We start from the raw sequence: 17,555 nt of genomic DNA, 5'->3' as shown, positions 1-17,555 counted from the left end.
TCAAACGAGATAGGCGCGGTGCTCGCGCCCTTTTTATCGGAGGGGAAGCGCGGCGGCGCGGCCGGCAAGGCCGAGCCTGTTTATCCGGGGGAACGGAACGAAGGCTCGCCGCCCGCGCGTCACTGCGGCGCCGACGCGCCGCTCGCCGCATTGCCCGGCCATGCCTTGCCGATATGGTCGATCAGCGACTTCGCGGTGCCCGTCACGAGCGCCGCGTCGACGCCCGACGTCTGCCACGCGCCGTCGGCCGCCTTCACGAAGGTCAGGTTCGCGCGCGACGGCGAATAATCGGCGTTGCGCCACGTGATCACGACGTCGCACGAGTACGTGCGATCGCCGAGCTTCTTGCAGTCGCCGTCGGGTTTCGCCGAGATCACGTCGGCCGACACGGGCAACGGCTGGCCGAACAGCGCGTTCAGCCCGCCGTGGTTTTCGGCTTCGAGCGCGCGGCGCACGGCGGCGTCGACGTCGCTCGACCCGGGCCCCTCGTGAAGCAGGTTGCAGGCGGCGAGCAAGGTCGAGGCGCCGGCGAGTGTCAACAGCGTTTGAAACTTCATGGATATCCGTCGATCGGGTGAACGCCGCGTAGTCTGCAACGTCCGCGTGTCGTGCGCGGTATCCATTTGTAACCAATTGCATGGCGGCGGCGCCTCCGTTGCCGCCCTCGCCTACTGCCGCTCCTGCTTCACGCGGCTCACGAGCTGGGTCGGACTGACGAACTGCAATGCGATCACGACCCACACGAGCGTGATGGCCATGTAGATCATCGCCATCGCGTCGATCGACTGCGGCGCGCGCACGCCGGTCGAGAACACCGCGTAATACAGCGCGACGACGAGCGTCTGCGTGCTCGGGCCCGCGGTGAAGAACGTCAGCTCGAACATCCCGATCGTGCGCACCAGCACGAGCAACCCGGCCGCGAGCATGCCGGGCACCAGCAGCGGCAGCAGCACATAGCGGAAATAGCGCCACGTGTTCGCGCCGAAGATGCGCGCGGCGGCTTCGAGATTGGGATCGATCTGCTCGATGAACGGCGTCATCACGAGGATCACGAACGGCAGCGCCGGCACGAGGTTCGCGAGGATCACGCCCGGCAGCGTGCCCGCGAGCCCGATCTTGTACATCACGGTCGCCATCGGAATCCCGTAGGTGACGGGCGGCACCATCAGCGGCAGCAGGAACACCAGCAGCGCGAAGCGCTTGCCGCGAAACTGCACGCGCGCGAGCGCATACGCGGCCGGCACGCCGAGCGCGATCGACAGCAGCACGACCGCGCCGACGACCTCGACGGTCACCCACAGCACGCTCGCGAGCTGGAAGTCTTCCCACGCCTTCGCATACCAGTGCAGCGTGAAGCCCTGCGGCAACGGCGTGCCGAACCAGCGCGTCGCGACCGAGTTCACCGCGACGGTCGCGATCAGCAGCATCACGTTCAGCAGGAAGAACGCCATCAGCCCCCAGACGAGCGCCTTCCATGCGCGGCCGGCGAGGTTGCTTTTCATCCGGTGCGGTTTCCTTGCATCGACAGGCCGCGCATCGGGCGCATCGTGCTTCGGCGGCCACGTGCGAGCGGCATGATTGTCGGTCGCCATCAGCCCTTGCCTCCCGTCACCGCGCCCGTATAGAAGAAGCGGCGCGCGCCGAGCATCGACGCGACCACCAGCAACTGCACGAAGCCCATCACCATGGCGATCGCCGACGCGAGCGAATAGTCGTAGCTCTCGAACGCGGCTTCGGCCGCCGCGATCGAGATCACGCGCGTCGGGCCGGCCGGCGCGCCGAGCAGCACGGCCGACGGAAACACCGAGAACGCCTGCACGAACGACAGGCATGCGGCCATAGTGAGCCCCGGCACGAGCAGCGGCAGATAGATCTGGCGGAACTGTTGCCACGGGTTCGCGCCGAGCGTCGCGGCCGCGCGCGCGAGCGTCGGGTCGATGCCGCTGATGTACGACAGCATCAGCAGGAACGCGAACGGAAAGCCCGACACGATCAGCGACAGCAGCACGCCCCAGTAGTTGTGCGTGAGGCGCACTTCGTCCGTGTACAGGTGCAGCCCCTGCAGCGCCTGCGGGAACCAGCCGTTCGGCCCGAAATACGTGAGCATCCCGTCGGCGACGAGCACCGTGCCGAGCGTGACGGGAATCACGAGCAGCGTCGTGACGAACTTCTGGTACGGCGAATGGCGGCGCAGCGCGAATGCGACGGGCACCGCGATGCCGACGTTGAGCAGCGTGGCCGGCACCGCGAGCTTCAGCGTGACGAGCACGGTCGGCCACATCGCGGTGTCGGTGAAGAACTGCACGTAGTTCGCGAGCGCGCCGCCGTTCGCCGCGTTCGTCGGCTGGAACGACAGCACGAGGCCGTACGCGAACGGATAGATGAACAGCGCGGCGATGAACGCGAGCGCCGGCGTGACGAGCCAGGCTTTCGCGTCGCGCGGTGCGCCGCCGGTCGCGAGCGTGCTCATGCGGCCTCCGGGCGCAACGCCGCCGCGCATGCCGGGTTGCGCGGGCCGTTCATTGCGCGTCTCCCGCATAGACGAGCGTGCGCGCCGGCGCCACGCGCAGCCGCAGCGCCTCGCCTTGCGCGAACTCGCCGGCCACGCGCGCCCAGATCGCGCCGAACGGTGTGATCGCGCGGATCAGCGAGTCGCGGCCGCCGTACTCGACCGTCTCGACGGTCGCGTCGAACGCATTGTCGGCACCGGCTTCCGCGCGCTCGACGTCGTCCGGACGCAGCGCGACCATGACGTCCTTCGCGTCGAAGCCGGCCATCGGCACACCGACGAGGCGCACGCCACCGGCTGCCACTTGAACGCCGTCGCCGGCCATGCCTTCGAGCGTAAACGGCAGCACGTTGCGATAGCCCATGAAGCGCGCGACGTGCAGGTTGTGCGGGCGCGTGTAGACGTCCTTCGGCGACGCGACCTGCTGCACGACGCCCTCCTTCATCACGACGATGCGGTCGGCCATCGACAGCGCCTCGTCCTGGTCGTGCGTCACGTAGATCGTCGCGCGTTCGAGCTGCGTGTGGATGCGGCGGATCTCCGCGCGCATCTCGATGCGCAGTTTCGTGTCGAGGTTCGACAGCGGCTCGTCCATCAGCACGAGCGGCGGCTCGATCACGATCGCGCGCGCGATCGCGACACGCTGCTGCTGCCCGCCCGACAGTTGCCCGGGCAACTTGCCTTCGTGGCCGACGAGCTGCACGAGTTCGAGCGCCTGCTGGGCGCGCCGCCGCGTTTCCTGCTTCGCCACGCCGCGCATCTTGAGGCCGAAGCCGACGTTGTCGAGCACCGACATGTGCGGAAACAGCGCGTAGTTCTGGAACACCATCCCGAAGCCGCGACGCTCGGGCGGCAGCACGTCGATGCGCGTGTCGTCGAGCCAGATGCCGCCGCGCGTGAGCGGCTGCAACCCGGCGATGCAATTCAGCGCGGTCGATTTGCCGCAGCCCGACGGGCCGAGCAGCGCGATGAACTCGCCGCGCCGGATCTCGAGGTCGAGGCCGCTCAGCGCGGCGACCTGCGCGCCTTGCGCATTGGTGAAACTGCGGCACACGCCGTCGAGCCGCAACCGTTCGAAACTGTGCTTCATTCCACGAACTCCATCGACGCGGGCGCCGCGGCGCCCGCCGGTTCAGCCGTCACTTCGATTTCTGCGAGCCGATCTCGCGATCCCATTTCTGGAACGCGGCGACCATCGCCTGCGCGTTGAGCGGCTGCACGTGCGGGCGATCGGCGAGCAGCTTCGCGTATTCGGGGCGGCCGAATTTCCTGATCACGTCCTGGCTGTGCGCGGGCGCCATCTCGAGCGTCACGCCCTTCACCGCCGGGCCCGGATAGAAGTAGCCGTCGTCGTAGGTCATCGCCTGCTGCGCCGGCTCGAGCAGGAAATTCATCAGCTTGAACAGCACGTCGAGCTTTTCCTTCGGCACGCCCTTCGGGATCACCATGTAGTGCGCGTCGTTGACCCACGTCATGTTGTCGAACGCCTGGACCCTGAATTCGGCCGGCACGATGCCGAGCGCGCGCGGGTTGATATCCCAGCCGGTGACGGTGACCGTCATGTCGCGCGTGCCTTCGCCGAGCTCCTTCATCACCGCCGACGTGCCGCCCGGGTAGTACGGCACGCAGTCGTTCAACTGTTTCAGGAACGCCCAGGTCTTGTCCCAGCCGTTGATCGGGTCCTGCGGATTCTTGTCGCCGAGCACATACGGCAACCCCATCAGGAACGTGCGGCCGGGGCCCGAGTTCGCCGGGCGCGCATAGATCAACTTGTTCGGATGCGCCTTGCACCACGCGAGCAACTGAGCGGGCGTCTTCGGCGGGTCGCTGACCTTCGCCGGGTTGTATTCGAGCAGCGGGCCGGCCGGCATGTAGGTCACTTCGAGGCCGAAGCCCTGCGCGAGATCCTGCATCTTGCGCGGGCCAGGCGCGTACTTGTCGAGCACGCCGGGGAACGCGGCCGCGTTGTCGGGCAGAAGCTTTTGCCACAGGTTCTGTTCGATGCCGGCGGCCAGTGCGTCGGTGCCCGTCAGTACGAGATCGATGTCGGAGCGCCCCGCCGCCTGCATCGCCTTGATCTTGCCCGGCAACTGCGGCGCGGGCGCGTTCGTGAACGTGACGTTCGCGACGAGGGTCGGGTTCTTCTCCTTGAACGCCTCGATGGCCTTCTGCGTGAGCTGCAGATTGCCTGCGACGTCGACGATGTTCAGCGATACGGGGGCGGCGACGGCTGAGGCGGCCGACAGCGTGAAGCCCAGGGCGAGTGCGATCCGGCGGACGCGGCGAGCGATCGGGGTGTTGTTCATGTCTCCTCACTTCGGTCGGTGGATGGGACTTTTCTTGTCAGGAAATCATGACGGCGTTATACGATGTCGGTCAACAAAAAACAGCCGGATGCGGGGCGGGACTTTCCCTGACAAAAAGCTTCCGTTTGTCGATGAATTGCGCGGTGCTCGACTTTGTCGGCAGTTGCGGGGTTGTTTTGCAAGACGTGTAGGACGTCGTATCTCGATGGGAGGCGAAATGTGCGGGGCCGCCTGCGGTCCGTCGGCCAACGGAGGCGCCCTACGCGTCGTGTCTGGCGGCATCGGCGCGACGCCAAGCACGGCTCTCGAGCCGACTCGTCGGCGGCCGGCCGACCCCTGCATCGATTTCCCGGATCGGCTACAGTGGGCGCTTTCGGCGCGCTGCGCCCGGCCGCCGCGTCGCGAACCGTGCGTGAGCGAGGCGGCACGGGCGCAGCGCGGATCATTCACTTCGACGAGCGAACCTTCATGCCCGACCTGTCCGCCTTCTCGATCACGCAAAAGTGGCCGGCCCAGCATCCCGACCGCCTCCAACTCTACTCGCTGCCGACGCCGAACGGCGTCAAGGTGTCGATCATGCTCGAGGAAACCGGCCTGCCGTACGAGCCGCACCTCGTGCGCTTCGACACGAACGACCAGCTCTCGCCCGAATTCCTGTCGCTGAACCCGAACAACAAGATCCCCGCGATCATCGATCCGAACGGCCCCGAGGGCCAGCCGCTGCCCCTGTTCGAATCGGGAGCGATCCTGATCTATCTCGCGGACAAGACGGGCCAACTGATCCCGAAGGATCTCGCGGGCCGCTACGAGACGATCCAGTGGGTAATGTTCCAGATGGGCGGCATCGGGCCGATGTTCGGCCAGCTCGGCTTCTTCCACAAGTTCGCCGGCCGCGATTACGAGGACAAGCGCCCGCGTGACCGTTACGTTGCCGAATCGAAGCGGCTGCTCGGCGTGCTCGACGCGCATCTCGCGAACCGCCAGTGGGTGATGGGCGATACCTACACGATCGCCGATATCGCGATCTTTCCTTGGGTGCGTAACCTGGTCGGTTTCTATGAGGCGGGCGACCTGGTCGGCTTCAGCGAATTCCGGAACGTCAAGCGGGTGCTCGACGCGTTTGTTGCGCGGCCGGCTGTCGAGCGGGGGCTCAATATTCCGGCGCGGGGGTGATTGGTCACGCGGGCACACCACCTGCGCCTGCAACCTGCGACGCCCGTCGCATTGTGCGGCGGGCTTTTTGTGGGCATCGCGAATTTTCGGGGAAAGCTGGGAAGGCTGTCGGTGTTCGGCCATCAAGCGTCGTTCGGATGTCCCATCAACCTTCGAAAGCGGTCACCCGAAAGTCAGATTCGTCACGTGTGAGCCCGGTTCGCTGCTCACAACGATAGCGTGTCACGCAAGGTTCGCCGGCCTGCGCAAATACTCGCCCAGGAAGTCAACAAATGTCCTGAGCTTGACCGAAAGCTGGTTGCGCTCCAGATAGATCGCATGGATATTGGCGTCCGGCAATGCCCAGTCCGCGAGCAACGAAACGAGTTCGCCGCTCGCTAGGTGCTCCGCGATCTCCCACTGCGATCGCACGACAATCCCGCGCCCTTCGAGCGCCCAATGCAGCACGACGCCGCCGTCGTTGCTGGACAATGCGCCATCCACCTTGACAGTCTCCGCCCGCTTGCCGCGGGAAAAATGCCACGTGCCGTACGCCGACTCGTTCTCGCGCAACACGATGCACGCGTGCCGTATGAGATCGTGCGGCACGGAAGGCTCGCCATGCCGCGCTACATAGCCGGGTGACGCGCACACCACGCGCCTGTTTTCGAGCAGGAGCCGCGCGTTGATGCGCGCATCCGGCACCTCGCCGAAGCGAATTCCGAGATCGAAGCCCTCGTCCTGAAGACTCATCGGGCGGTCGGTCAGATGCAGCAGAATCTTCATCGCGGGATAGCGCGCGACGAATTCCGACACCGCCGGCGCAATGCGCGCCCGGCCAAATCCAAACGAAGCATTCACACGCAGAAGTCCCGTCGGCTCGCCGCGGCTTTGCGTGACGAGATGCTCCAGTTCCGACAACTCGTCGAGAATGCGCGAGCCGTTCGACAGGTAGAGCTCGCCCTCCGGCGTAAGACTCAGACGCCGCGTCGTGCGGTTCATCAGGCGCACGCCGAGGCGCCGTTCCAGTTGCGCAAGCCGCTTGCTGATCGCGGGCGGCGTCACGCCCAGTTCGCGCGCGGCAGCGGCCAAATTCCGATGCCGCGCCACGAGCGCGAACAGATTCAGGTCCGAGAAACCATCCATTTCAATGCTCCATATCGTTTGTTGATTCGTTCCTTAAAGTTACGACCGGAATGAATTTCAGGAAACCAAATCGCATGATTCATCAATTAGACTCGAATCAAGATCAGGAGACAACCATGTTCGAAGGCTTCAGGAACGTGTCGGCGACTGTCGACGATGTACGCATTCACGCCATACAGGGCGGGCGCGGCCCCGCGCTCCTGCTCCTGCACGGGCATCCGCAAACGCATGCGATCTGGCACAGGGTCGCGCCCGCGTTGGCGGAGCATTTCACGGTGATCGCCGCCGATCTGCGCGGCTACGGCGACAGCGGCAAGCCGCCGGGCGCTGCCGATCACGCGAACTACGCGAAGCGCCGCATGGCGCTCGATCAGATTGAACTGATGCGTAGTCTCGGCCACGCGACCTTCGCGGTGATCGGCCACGATCGGGGCGGGCGGGTCGCGGCGCGCATGGCGCTCGATCATCCGGATGCGGTGACGCGCGTCGTGACGCTCGATGTCGCGCCGACGCTCGCGATGTACGAGCAGACTTCCTTCGACTTCGCGCGCGCCTATTGGCACTGGTTCATGCTGGTGCGTCCCGCGCCGTTTCCGGAGACACTGATCCTCGCGGATCCCGATCTCTATCTCAAACAGACGATCGGCGCGCGCAGCGCCGGCCTCGCGCCGTTCGCGGCCGACGCTTACGCGCAATATCTGCGTTGCCTGTCCGATCCGGAAACGGCGCACGGCATCTGCGAGGACTACCGCGCGAGCGTCACGATCGACCTTGAGCACGATCGCGCGACGCTCGCTTCACGGCAGCGCATCGTCTGCCCGTTCATGGCGTTGTGGGGCGCGCAAGGTGTGATCGAGCAATGCTTCAAGCCGCTCGCCGAGTGGCAGGCGTATGCAACGAACCTGCAGGGCGAAGCCCTGCCTTGCGGCCACTACATTCCGGAAGAAGCGCCGGAGTTGTTGCTTGAACGCGTGCTGCCTTTTCTCAGCGAGTAAGCCGATGTCCAACCGAACCCTTTACCAGAAACTCGTCGATTCGCACACCGTCGCGCGTATCGACGAACAAAACGTACTGCTGTACGTCGATCTGCATCTGATGAACGAGTACACCAGCCCGCAAGCGTTCAGCGCACTGGATGCACGTGGCCGCGCCGTGCGCCGTCCGCATCAGCAGCTCGCCGTCGTGAGCCACATCATTCCCACTCATGCGGAGTCGCCGCGCGTAATTCGCGATGCGGCGTCGCTGTTGCAGGCGCAGAACCTGGCGCGCAATTGCGCGCGCGCGGGCATCCGGCTCTTTGCAGCGGACGATCCGCTGCAAGGCATCGAACATATCGTCGCGCCGGAACTCGGCCTGATCCGCCCCGGCATGGTCGTGCTGTGCGGCGACAGCCACACCACCACCTACGGCGCGCTCGGCGCATTGGGCTTCGGCATCGGCACGTCGGAAGTCGAGCACGTGCTCGCGACGCAAACGCTTGTGTACCGGCTTGCGCGGACCATGCGCATCACGATCGACGGCGCATTGCCGTACGGCACGTCGTCAAAAGACGTCGTCATCTGGATCGTCGGCAGGATCGGCGCGCAAGGCGCGCGCGGGTATGCCGTGGAATTCGCAGGTTCGACAATTGAATCGCTGTCGGCCGAGGCGCGCATGACCTTGTGCAACATGACGGTCGAAGCGGGCGCGCGCGCCGCGCTGATCGCGCCGGACGCGACCACCTTCGACTACGTGCGCACCCACGCGCCTTCACTCGACGAAGCAGCCTGGGAAGCTGCACTCGAAGACTGGGGCGACTTGCAGTCTGACACGGGCGCACACTTCGACGTCGAACACCGCTTCGACGCGTGGAACATCGCGCCGTTCGTCACCTGGGGCACGAGTCCCGATCAGGCGGTCGCCATCGATCAGCCGATCCCCGACGAAACCGTGCAATCGACCCCGGAAGCCGCGGCCTCGCTGCGCCGCGCGCTCGACTACATGGGACTCGCCCCCAACCGGCCGATTGCCGGCACCCGTATCGACCGCGTGTTTATCGGCTCATGCACCAACGGGCGCATCGAAGATCTGCGCACGGTGGCCGCGATCGTGCGCGGCAAGCGCGTCGCGCCAGGCGTGCGCGCGATGGTCGTGCCGGGTTCGGGCAGCGTGCGTCGTGCCGCCGAACAGGAAGGCATCGCGAAGACGCTGATCGATGCGGGCTTTGAATGGCGCGAGCCGGGCTGCTCGATGTGTCTTGCGATGAATGACGACATACTCGAAGCCGGCGAACGCTGCGCGTCCACCACCAACCGCAATTTCGAAGGCCGCCAGGGACGCGGCGGCCGCACGCATCTGATGAGTCCGGCCATGGCGGCGGCTGCCGCGCTGACCGGCTGCATCACCGATGTCCGCACACTGGAGGCATATGCATCATGACGCGACTCACGATCATCGAAGGCATCGCCGCCCCGTTGCCGATCGACAACCTCGACACCGACCAGATCATGCCGAAGCAGTTTCTGCGCATCATCGACAAAACAGGTCTCGCCGACGGTCTGCTGTACGACCTGCGCTTCGACGGGCGAGGCGCAGCTCGCGCGGACTGCGTGCTGAACCGGAGCGCTTACGCGAACGCGCGCATCCTGATCGGCGGCGCGAATTTCGGCTGCGGATCGAGCCGCGAGCATGCGGTGTGGGGCTTGCAGCAATACGGATTTCAGGCGGTGATCGCGCCGAGCTTCGCGGAAATCTTCTATTCCAACGCGATGAATAACCGTCTGCTGCTCGTGCAACTGGATCGCGATGCCGTCGATGCGTTGACGCGCGAGGCGATCGCAACGCCCGGCACATCGATCTCGATTGATCTCGAACAGCAGACGGTGAGGTCCGCGTCGGACCAGCAGTATGCGTATCCGCTTGGTGCGCGCCACAAGCGCATGGTGATCGAAGGCATGGATACCGTCGATCTGACGCTCGACTCTCTCTCCACAATCGAAGCGTTCGAACAGGCGCATTTTGCGCGGCATCCCTGGGCGCAAGTGATGTAAGCATCCAACCGCCGCGCGACGCAGCGGGTTCCCTGCTTTAGCCAAGCCGATTCCCTTCCGACCGAAGAAGGGAAGGGCATCCCTTTGCCTCGAAAATGGAGGAGACACATGAAGCGCAAACCGTTTTACACGATTCTCTATGTGCAGGTGCTTGCGGCCATCGTCGCCGGCGTGCTGCTCGGCCATTTCGCGCCGCACGCGGCGATTGCATTGAAGCCGCTTGGCGATCTGTTCATCAAACTCGTGCGGATGGTCATTGGGCCGGTGATTTTTTGCACGGTCGTGACGGGTATCGCGGGCATGCAGGACATGAAGAAAGTCGGCCGCGTCGGCGGCAAGGCGCTGCTCTATTTCGAGGTCGCATCGACCCTCGCGCTAGGGATCGGTTTGCTGGCCGCGCACGTGATCGCGCCGGGCAACGGCTTCAACGTCGATCCGTCGACGCTCGATGCCCGCGCCGTTTCAGGCTATGCGGCGCAGGCGGCGCATGGCGACGGCATCGCCGGATTTATAGCGCATGTGATACCCGACACGTTTCTCGGCGCGCTGGTTCAGGGCGACATCCTTCCCGTGCTGCTGATCGCGATGCTGTTCGGCACGGCGCTCGCACTGATGGGCGGGCCCGCAGCGCCCGTCACGCAGATGATCGAAACCTTGTCCAAGGCATTCTTTCGCATCGTCCGGATGGTCACGAGTCTCGCGCCGATCGGCGCCTTCGGGGCGATGGCATTCACGATAGGCCGTTACGGCATCGGTTCGCTGCTGCCGATGCTGAAGCTGATCGGCACGTTCTATTTCACCGCGTTCGTGTTCGTGGCTGTCGTGCTCGGCATCGTCGCGCGTCTGTGCGGGTTCAGTCTCTGGCGCTTTCTCGCTTATATCCGCGACGAATTGCTGATCGTGCTAGGTACATCGACGTCCGAGGCGGCGTTGCCGCAACTGATGGACAAGCTCGAACGCCTGGGTTGCCCGCGCGGCGTGGTGGGGCTCGTCGTGCCGACCGGTTACTCGTTCAATCTCGATGGCACTAACATCTACATGACCCTCGCCGTGCTGTTTCTCGCACAGGCGACCAACACACATTTGTCGTTTGCGCAGCAACTCACGCTGTTGCTTGTCACGATGCTGACCTCGAAGGGATCGACGGGCGTGACGGGCGCGGGATTCATCACGCTCGCTGCGAGCCTGTCCGTGGTGCCGACCGTTCCCGTCAGCGCGATGGTGCTGACCCTCGGCATCGATCGCTTCATGTCCGAATGCAGGGCGTTGACCAACATCGTGGGCAATGGTGTAGCGACGATCGCGGTATCGGCGTGGGAAGGCGAGCTCGATCGAACGAAGCTCGCGATGGCGTTGGGCAATGAGGAGCAGGCCAGAGGCCATTCACGGCCCCCCGATATGCGCGAAACGGCCGCTATTGATCGCGAACGGTCCTTCACAAATAATTTGATCCGGTGACCGCTTCGGGTCGGCAAGCGACATCCACGAAAATTCACGAATAGCTTTTTTTGCCCGCCGCGTACGTTTCCATCACGCATTCTTCAACGCGGCGTCCCTTCCCCCCCTTCCGGCGTCGCTCCTTCCAGCCCCGCCAGCAGCTTTCCGAGCAGTTTCGACAACTGCGCCTGTTCCGCCCTCGACAACACAGCCAGCAGCGCACGCTGATTGTCGATATGCGCAACAACCGCTTCATCGATCAGCGCCCGCCCGGCATCCGTCAGCGCGACGAGCGTGCCGCGCCCGTCGGCCGGGTTCGGCCGCCGCTCGACCCAGCCCGCCTTCTGCAGCCGGTCGATGCGCGCGGTCATCCCGCCCGACGACATCATCAGCGCGTCGTACAGCGCGGTTGGCGTCAGCGCGAACGGCGCGCCGCTGCGCCGCAGCGTCGCGAGCACGTCGAATTCGCCCGGCTGCATGCCGTAGCGCGCGAACAGCGGATTGAGACGGTCGCGCGCGATCACGAGCGCAGCTTCCTGCAACCGCCCCATCACCACCATCGACGTCGCGTCCAGATCCGGACGCTCGGCGCGCCATTGCGCGAGCGCATGCTCGGCTCGATCCATTAACCCTCCTCGGCTCGCCAGTTATCTTGACGTCGAGATAAATCGGCGATTATCTTGATGTCGAGATACTTTACCTGAAAACGCGCGGCGCCCCGCGGGCAGCCGCGCATCGATATCGAGGGCCATGCAATGAATCGCTTCACTTCCCCCGGATGGCGGCTCGCCGCGATCGTGCTCGTCGGGCTGAACCTGCGGCCGGCGCTCGCCGCGGTCGGCCCGCTGCTCGACATGATCCAGCGCGCGACGGAGATCGGCGACGGCGCGGCCAGCCTGCTGACGACGATTCCGATCCTGCTGATGGGGCTCGGCGCGCTGAGCGCGCGGCGCTTGCAGCGCGTCACCGGGATCGCGGTCGGCGTGTGGCTCGGCGTCGCGCTGATCGGGCTGGCCTGCACGTCGCGCGTCGGTGCGCAGCATGCGTGGCTGCTGCTCGCGAGCGCGTGCTGCGCGGGCGTCGGGATCGCGATGGTGCAGGCGCTGTTGCCCGGCTTCGTGAAGGCGCATTTCGCGACGCGCATCGGCGGCGCGATGGGCGTCTATTCGACGTCGATCATGGGCGGCGCGGTGCTCGCGAGCGTCATCGCGCCGTTCGCCGCGGCGCGCTGGGGCTGGCTCGCCGCGCTCGCGGGCTGGGCGTTGCCGGCGGCGCTCGCCGCACTGGCCTGGCCGCTGGCCAGCCGGGGCGGCGACGCGCTTGCCGCCGGGCCGGCGTCGGTATCGAATGCACGGCCGTCGCGTTCGCCGCGCGCCTGGCGGCTCGCGCTGTTCTTCGGCATCGCGACGGGCGCGTACACGCTCGTGCTCGCGTGGCTGCCGCCGTACTACATGCGGCTCGGCTGGTCGCCGACCGCGGCCGGCAGCCTGCTCGGCGGCGTGACGCTCGCGGAAGTTGTCGCGGGACTCACGATTTCCGCGACGATCGATCGCTTGCCCGATCGCCGGCCCGCGCTGCATGCGGCGGTTGCGTCGTTGTTCTTCGGGTTGCTGGTGATGCTGGCCGCGCCGGAAGCACTTGCATTGCCGGCCGCGCTGCTGCTCGGCGCGGGAATCGGCGCGCTGTTTCCGCTGTCGCTGATCGTCACGGTCGACCATGCGGCCACGCCGGCCGACGCCGCGTCGCTGACGGGGTTCGTGCAGGGTGTCGGCTATTTGATCGCCGGCTTGTTTCCGTTCGCGGCCGGCATCGTGCGCCAGCATCTCGCGGACCTGACGCCCGCGTGGATCGCGATGGCATGCCTCTGTGCCGTGTTGTTCGCGCTGGCGGCCGGGTTTGCGCCGAAGCTGGCGCGGCACGTCGCGCGGGCCTGAGCGACGCCGCTCGCTAGCGGCGCGGGCGCCTGCATGCAGGCTGTCGTCCCGGGCATGCTCGCGCCAGGAATATCGTCGCGGCCCATCCGGATACTCGGCTCCACGGCGCAGGCGCGTTCAGCCCGCGCTCGCGTACAGCGTCGAATCCGCGAATCCTTCTGCGTCGAGCACGCGCCCGATCAGGATCAGCGCGGTGCGCTCGATCTGCGTGCCGCGCACCTTGCCGACGATGTCGGCCAACGTGCCCGTCACGCGTTCCTCGTCGGGCCAGCTCGCGCGATAGATCACCGCCACCGGGCAATCGGCGCCGTAATGCGGCAGCACTTCGTCGACGATGCGCGCGAGATGGCGCACGCCGAGATGGATCGCGAGCGTCGCGCGATGCGCGGCGAGCGCGCCGAGCGCTTCGCCTTCCGGCATCGTCGTCTTGCCCGCGAAGCGCGTGAGGATCACCGTCTGCGCGACGCCGGGCAGCGTCAGCTCGACGCCGAGCGTCGCCGCGCACGCGGCCGTGGCCGTCACGCCCGGCACGATTTCGTACGGAATCCCGAGTGCTTTCAGGCGGCGGATCTGTTCGCCGATCGCGCCATACAGCGACGGGTCGCCCGAATGCACGCGCGCAACGTCCTGCCCTTTCGCGTGCGCGGCGGCGAGCAGCGCGACGATCGCATCGAGGTCGAGCTCGGCCGTGTTCACGACCTGCTCCGCGCGATGGCCGTCGAGCACGGCGGCCGGCACGAGCGAGCCCGCATACAGGATCACCGGGCACGTGCGCACGAGGCGCTGGCCCTTTACCGTGATCAGCTCCGGGTCGCCGGGGCCCGCGCCGATGAAGTACACCGTCATCGAAATTTCTCCGTCAATTCGTGGGATGGCCCGCTGCGTCGCGTCACGCGCGCGCGGCCGGATCGAGTGCATCGACGAGCGCCGTGACCGAGTCGAACGCGCGGTCGGCATCGGGCAGCGGCGGCCGGCGCAGCATCACGACCGGCAGCCTGCGTTCGCGCGCGACGTCGAGCTTGGCCTCGGTGGCCGCGCCGCCGCTGTTCTTGCTGACGACGACGTCGATGCCCGCCAGCGCGAACAGCGCACGCTCGCCGTCGGGTGTGAACGGCCCGCGCGCGGCGAGCACCTGCGCGCGGGCGTTGCCGGGATGCGCATCGAGGCAGCGCACGAGCCAGAACTGGTGCGGCGGGATCGCATCGAGATGCGCGAGCGGCTCGCGGCCGAGCGTGAACAGCGGGCGCCTGAACGGCGCGAGCGCGGCCTCGATGCCGGCCCAGTCGTCGACCATCCGCCAGTCGTCGCCCGGCTGGGGCGTCCACGGCGCGCGGCGCAGCGCCCATAGCGGCACGCCTGCGTCGCGCGTCGCCGTCGCGGCGTTCGCGCTGATTTGCGCGGCGTACGGATGGGTGGCGTCGATCGCGAGGCCGATGCCGGCGCTGCGAAGATACGCGGTCAACCCGGCTGCGCCGCCGAAACCGCCGACGCGTACGTCGCAGCGCAGATCGTCGGGCGTCTTGCCTAGACCGGCGAGACTGTAGACGTGATGCGGGCCGAGCGCGCGCGCGATTTTCAGCGCATCGCCGGTGCCGCCGAGCAGCAGAATGCGTGGACTCATCGCGCCTCCCCGACGAAACGGCCTTGCCGGTCGATCGCGAACATCTCGACCGCGACCGACGGCGGCACGATGTCGCGCGCCACCCGCAGCGCATGCGTGCAGACGAGATCGCCGAGCGGCACGCCGTCGGCCTGCGCGAGTTTCAACGCTTCCTGGCTCGTGTTCGCAGCGCGCATCGTCGCCTGCAACGCCTCGCTCGCGCCGGCTTCGGCCGCCCACTGCGCGAGCAGCGGCAGATCGATGCTCGAATGGCGGCTGTGCAGGTCGAGATGGCCGGCCGCGAGCTTGCTCAGCTTGCCGAAGCCGCCGCACATCGACAGGCGCGCGACCGGCGCGCGCCGCAGGTGCTTGAGCACCGCGCCCGCGAAATCGCCCATCTCGATCAGCGCCATGTCGGGCAGACGGTAGTGCGCGCGCATCGCATCCTCGCTCGCGTTGCCCGTGCAGGCGGCGATGTGCGCGATACCGTTCGCCCGTGCGACGTCGATACCCTGATGAATCGACGCGATATAGGCCGAACACGAAAACGGCCGCACGATGCCGGTCGTGCCGAGGATCGACAGCCCGCCGACGATACCCAGGCGCGGGTTCATCGTCTTCAGCGCGAGCGCCTCGCCGCCTTCGACGCCGATCGTCACGTCGAAACCGGCCGTGTAACCGTGTTCGGCGGCGAGCGCTTCCAGGTGCGTGGTCATCATCTGGCGCGGCACCGGGTTGATCGCCGGTTCGCCGACCGGCAGCGTGAGCCCCGCGCGCGTGACCGTGCCGACGCCCGGCCCCGCATGAAAACGCACGCCGGGCGCCGCCGCGAGCGCGACGCGCGCGAAGACCAGCGCGCCGTGCGTGACGTCCGGATCGTCGCCGGCATCCTTGATCGTGCCGGCTTCGGCCCCCTCAGCCGTGGCGCGGCAGAATTCGAGCCGCATCATCACGCGCTGCCCCTTCGGCAGCACGATCTCGACCGCGTCGTCCGCGTGGCCCGCGAGCAGCAGCCGCGCGGCCGCGAGCGACGTCGCGGTCGCGCAGCTGCCGGTCGTGTAGCCGAAGCGCAGCGGCGCGGGCTGTTCGGGGGTTTCGTCGCGCATCACGCGTCCATTGGGTTCGACGGATTCGACATATTCGACGAGCCGGCCGCGTCGGCTGCGTCTGTCGTGTCGGGTTTGCGCACGTCGTACAGCGTGACCGGCAGCGGTTGCCGCCACGTGTCGAAACGGCCGAGCGGTTCGGCGTGCGCGAGCGACACGCGCGTGAGCGTGCCGCCGTGCGCATCGCGCCACGCGGCGAGCGCCATCTCGCCTTGCAGCGTCACCGCGTTCGCGACCAGCCGCCCACCGGGTTTCAGCGACGCCCAGCACGTGTCGAGCACGCCGGGCGCCGTCGCGCCGCCGCCGACGAAGATCGCGTCGGGCGCGGCGAGCCCCGCGAGCGCATCGGGCGCACGGCCTGAAACGAGTTGCAGGCCCGGCACGCCGAGCGTATCGCGGTTGTGTTCGATGAAGCGCTGCCGTTCCGCATGCGCTTCGATTGCGATCGCCTGGCAGGATGGATGCGCGCGCATCCATTCGATGCCGATCGAGCCGCTGCCGGCGCCGACGTCCCACAGCAATTCGCCGGCCGCGGGCGCGAGGCGACCGAGCGTCATCGCGCGCAGGTCGCGCTTGGTGAGCTGGCCGTCGTGGCGGTACGCGTCGTCGGGCAGCCCGGGCGTGAGCGCGCGGCGCGGCGCGTCGGGGCTCGCCCGACAGGCGAGCGCGACGAGATTGAGCGCGGCGGTTTCGTCGATGTTCCAGTCTTGCGCGAGGCCGTCGATCCGCCGCTCGAGCGGGCCGCCCAGATGTTCGAATACGCTGATGCGCGTCGGCCCGAAGCCGCGGGCGGCAAGTTCGGCGGCGACCGCGGCCGGCGTGCGGCCGTCGGCGCTCAACACGAACAGGCGCCGGCCCGGCAGCAGGTGGCGGGCCAGCGTCGCGAGCGGACGCCCGACGAGCGAGACCGCACCGACGTCCTGCAGCGCCCAGCCCAGGCGTGCGGCCGCGAGCGACAGCGACGACGGCGCCGGCAGGACGCGCCATTCGTCCGGGGAAAGCTCGCGGGCGAGCGTCGCGCCAACGCCGAACAGCATCGGGTCGCCGCTCGCGAGCACGCACACGGGCGCGCCGCGGCGCGCGAGCAGCCCCGACAGGTCGAACGGCGACGGCCATGCTTCGCGCTCGGCGCGCAGCCGCGCGGGCAGCATGTCGAGATGCCGTTTCGCGCCAACCACATGCGTCGCATCGAGCAACGCGCGCCGCGCGTGGCGTCCGAGCCCCGCGTAACCGTCGTCGCCGATGCCCACTACCGTCAGCCACGCCGTCATGCACCCTTCCCCATCGTTCGATTTCATACCGTGTGTAGCGATGCGCAGCCGCCGAGCTGCCGCGC

Annotated in this window: 17 protein-coding genes; 6 read left to right on the top strand and 11 right to left on the bottom strand. The window is 67.2% G+C overall.

Annotated features, from left to right (window positions below; all coding sequences use genetic code 11):
- Positions 1–119 precede the first annotated feature (119 nt).
- From CFB89_RS08280 to CFB89_RS08260, 5 genes are all read right to left on the bottom strand, one after another.
- Positions 120–557 carry a hypothetical protein gene (locus CFB89_RS08280; protein WP_089467451.1) on the bottom strand — a complete coding sequence of 146 codons (438 nt, stop codon included), beginning with the start codon at positions 555–557 and terminating at the stop codon, positions 120–122.
- Between the two features lie 111 nt (positions 558–668).
- The gene (locus tag CFB89_RS08275) at positions 669–1,592 is read right to left on the bottom strand and encodes an ABC transporter permease (RefSeq protein WP_060318577.1); all 924 of its coding nucleotides are present in this window, start codon (positions 1,590–1,592) and stop codon (positions 669–671) included.
- Positions 1,592–2,470: an ABC transporter permease gene (locus tag CFB89_RS08270; RefSeq protein WP_089467958.1), complete on the bottom strand. Its 879-nt coding sequence runs from the start codon at positions 2,468–2,470 to the stop codon at positions 1,592–1,594. The genes CFB89_RS08275 and CFB89_RS08270 overlap by 1 nt, the downstream gene beginning before the upstream one ends.
- 49 nt (positions 2,471–2,519) lie before the next feature.
- On the bottom strand, positions 2,520–3,599 hold the full coding sequence (locus tag CFB89_RS08265; RefSeq protein WP_089467450.1) for an ABC transporter ATP-binding protein: 1,080 nt from the start codon (positions 3,597–3,599) through the stop codon (positions 2,520–2,522).
- A gap of 49 nt (positions 3,600–3,648) precedes the next feature.
- Positions 3,649–4,815: an ABC transporter substrate-binding protein gene (locus tag CFB89_RS08260; protein ID WP_089467449.1), complete on the bottom strand. Its 1,167-nt coding sequence runs from the start codon at positions 4,813–4,815 to the stop codon at positions 3,649–3,651.
- 468 nt (positions 4,816–5,283) lie between these two features.
- On the opposite strand from CFB89_RS08260, the gene CFB89_RS08255 reads away from it, so the two are divergent.
- Positions 5,284–5,988 carry a glutathione S-transferase N-terminal domain-containing protein gene (locus CFB89_RS08255; protein ID WP_089467957.1) on the top strand — a complete coding sequence of 235 codons (705 nt, stop codon included), beginning with the start codon at positions 5,284–5,286 and terminating at the stop codon, positions 5,986–5,988.
- A gap of 222 nt (positions 5,989–6,210) precedes the next feature.
- On the opposite strand, the gene CFB89_RS08250 is transcribed toward CFB89_RS08255, so the two are convergent.
- Positions 6,211–7,113 (bottom strand): LysR family transcriptional regulator, encoded by a 903-nt coding sequence (locus CFB89_RS08250; protein WP_089467448.1) that lies wholly within the window; start codon positions 7,111–7,113, stop codon positions 6,211–6,213.
- A 116-nt stretch (positions 7,114–7,229) separates the two neighbouring features.
- Between CFB89_RS08250 and CFB89_RS08245 the strand changes: the two genes are divergently transcribed.
- The 4 genes from CFB89_RS08245 to CFB89_RS08230 all read left to right on the top strand — a co-directional run bounded on the left by CFB89_RS08245 (position 7,230) and on the right by CFB89_RS08230 (position 11,600).
- The gene (locus CFB89_RS08245) at positions 7,230–8,108 is read left to right on the top strand and encodes an alpha/beta fold hydrolase (RefSeq protein WP_089467447.1); all 879 of its coding nucleotides are present in this window, start codon (positions 7,230–7,232) and stop codon (positions 8,106–8,108) included.
- A 4-nt stretch (positions 8,109–8,112) separates the two neighbouring features.
- The gene (leuC, locus tag CFB89_RS08240; RefSeq protein WP_089467446.1) at positions 8,113–9,531 is read left to right on the top strand and encodes a 3-isopropylmalate dehydratase large subunit; all 1,419 of its coding nucleotides are present in this window, start codon (positions 8,113–8,115) and stop codon (positions 9,529–9,531) included.
- Entirely contained in the window at positions 9,528–10,142 is a 615-nt protein-coding gene (gene leuD / locus CFB89_RS08235) for a 3-isopropylmalate dehydratase small subunit (RefSeq protein ID WP_089467445.1), read from the top strand. Before leuC ends, leuD begins: the two co-directional genes overlap by 4 nt.
- A gap of 108 nt (positions 10,143–10,250) precedes the next feature.
- Complete coding sequence (locus tag CFB89_RS08230; RefSeq protein WP_089467444.1) at positions 10,251–11,600, top strand: dicarboxylate/amino acid:cation symporter; 1,350 nt, start codon at positions 10,251–10,253, stop codon at positions 11,598–11,600.
- An 83-nt stretch (positions 11,601–11,683) separates the two neighbouring features.
- On the opposite strand, the gene CFB89_RS08225 is transcribed toward CFB89_RS08230, so the two are convergent.
- Entirely contained in the window at positions 11,684–12,205 is a 522-nt protein-coding gene (locus CFB89_RS08225; protein ID WP_089467443.1) for a MarR family winged helix-turn-helix transcriptional regulator, read from the bottom strand.
- A gap of 129 nt (positions 12,206–12,334) precedes the next feature.
- Here CFB89_RS08225 and CFB89_RS08220 point away from each other — a divergent pair, with 129 nt between their 5' ends.
- On the top strand, positions 12,335–13,513 hold the full coding sequence (locus CFB89_RS08220) for an MFS transporter (protein ID WP_089467442.1): 1,179 nt from the start codon (positions 12,335–12,337) through the stop codon (positions 13,511–13,513).
- Positions 13,514–13,630: 117 nt separating this feature from the next.
- Here the strand turns inward: CFB89_RS08220 and cobM are convergent, their stop codons facing one another.
- The 4 genes from cobM to cbiE are packed head-to-tail and all read right to left on the bottom strand — an operon-like array spanning position 13,631 to position 17,490.
- Positions 13,631–14,359 (bottom strand): precorrin-4 C(11)-methyltransferase, encoded by a 729-nt coding sequence (cobM, locus tag CFB89_RS08215; protein WP_089464757.1) that lies wholly within the window; start codon positions 14,357–14,359, stop codon positions 13,631–13,633.
- Between the two features lie 43 nt (positions 14,360–14,402).
- Positions 14,403–15,134, bottom strand: a complete 732-nt coding sequence (locus CFB89_RS08210) for a cobalt-precorrin-6A reductase (RefSeq protein WP_089467441.1) — start codon at positions 15,132–15,134, stop codon at positions 14,403–14,405.
- On the bottom strand, positions 15,131–16,219 hold the full coding sequence (locus CFB89_RS08205) for a cobalt-precorrin-5B (C(1))-methyltransferase (protein ID WP_089467440.1): 1,089 nt from the start codon (positions 16,217–16,219) through the stop codon (positions 15,131–15,133). The genes CFB89_RS08210 and CFB89_RS08205 overlap by 4 nt, the downstream gene beginning before the upstream one ends.
- On the bottom strand, positions 16,219–17,490 hold the full coding sequence (cbiE, locus tag CFB89_RS08200; protein ID WP_089467439.1) for a precorrin-6y C5,15-methyltransferase (decarboxylating) subunit CbiE: 1,272 nt from the start codon (positions 17,488–17,490) through the stop codon (positions 16,219–16,221). Before cbiE ends, CFB89_RS08205 begins: the two co-directional genes overlap by 1 nt.
- Positions 17,491–17,555: the final 65 nt, after the last annotated feature.

Origin of the sequence: Burkholderia sp. AU16741, assembly GCF_002223345.1 — a bacterium.
Lineage (GTDB): Bacteria > Pseudomonadota > Gammaproteobacteria > Burkholderiales > Burkholderiaceae > Burkholderia > Burkholderia sola.
Note: the sequence above shows the minus strand (reverse complement) of the source record. Positions and strands in the feature narration are given on the sequence as shown.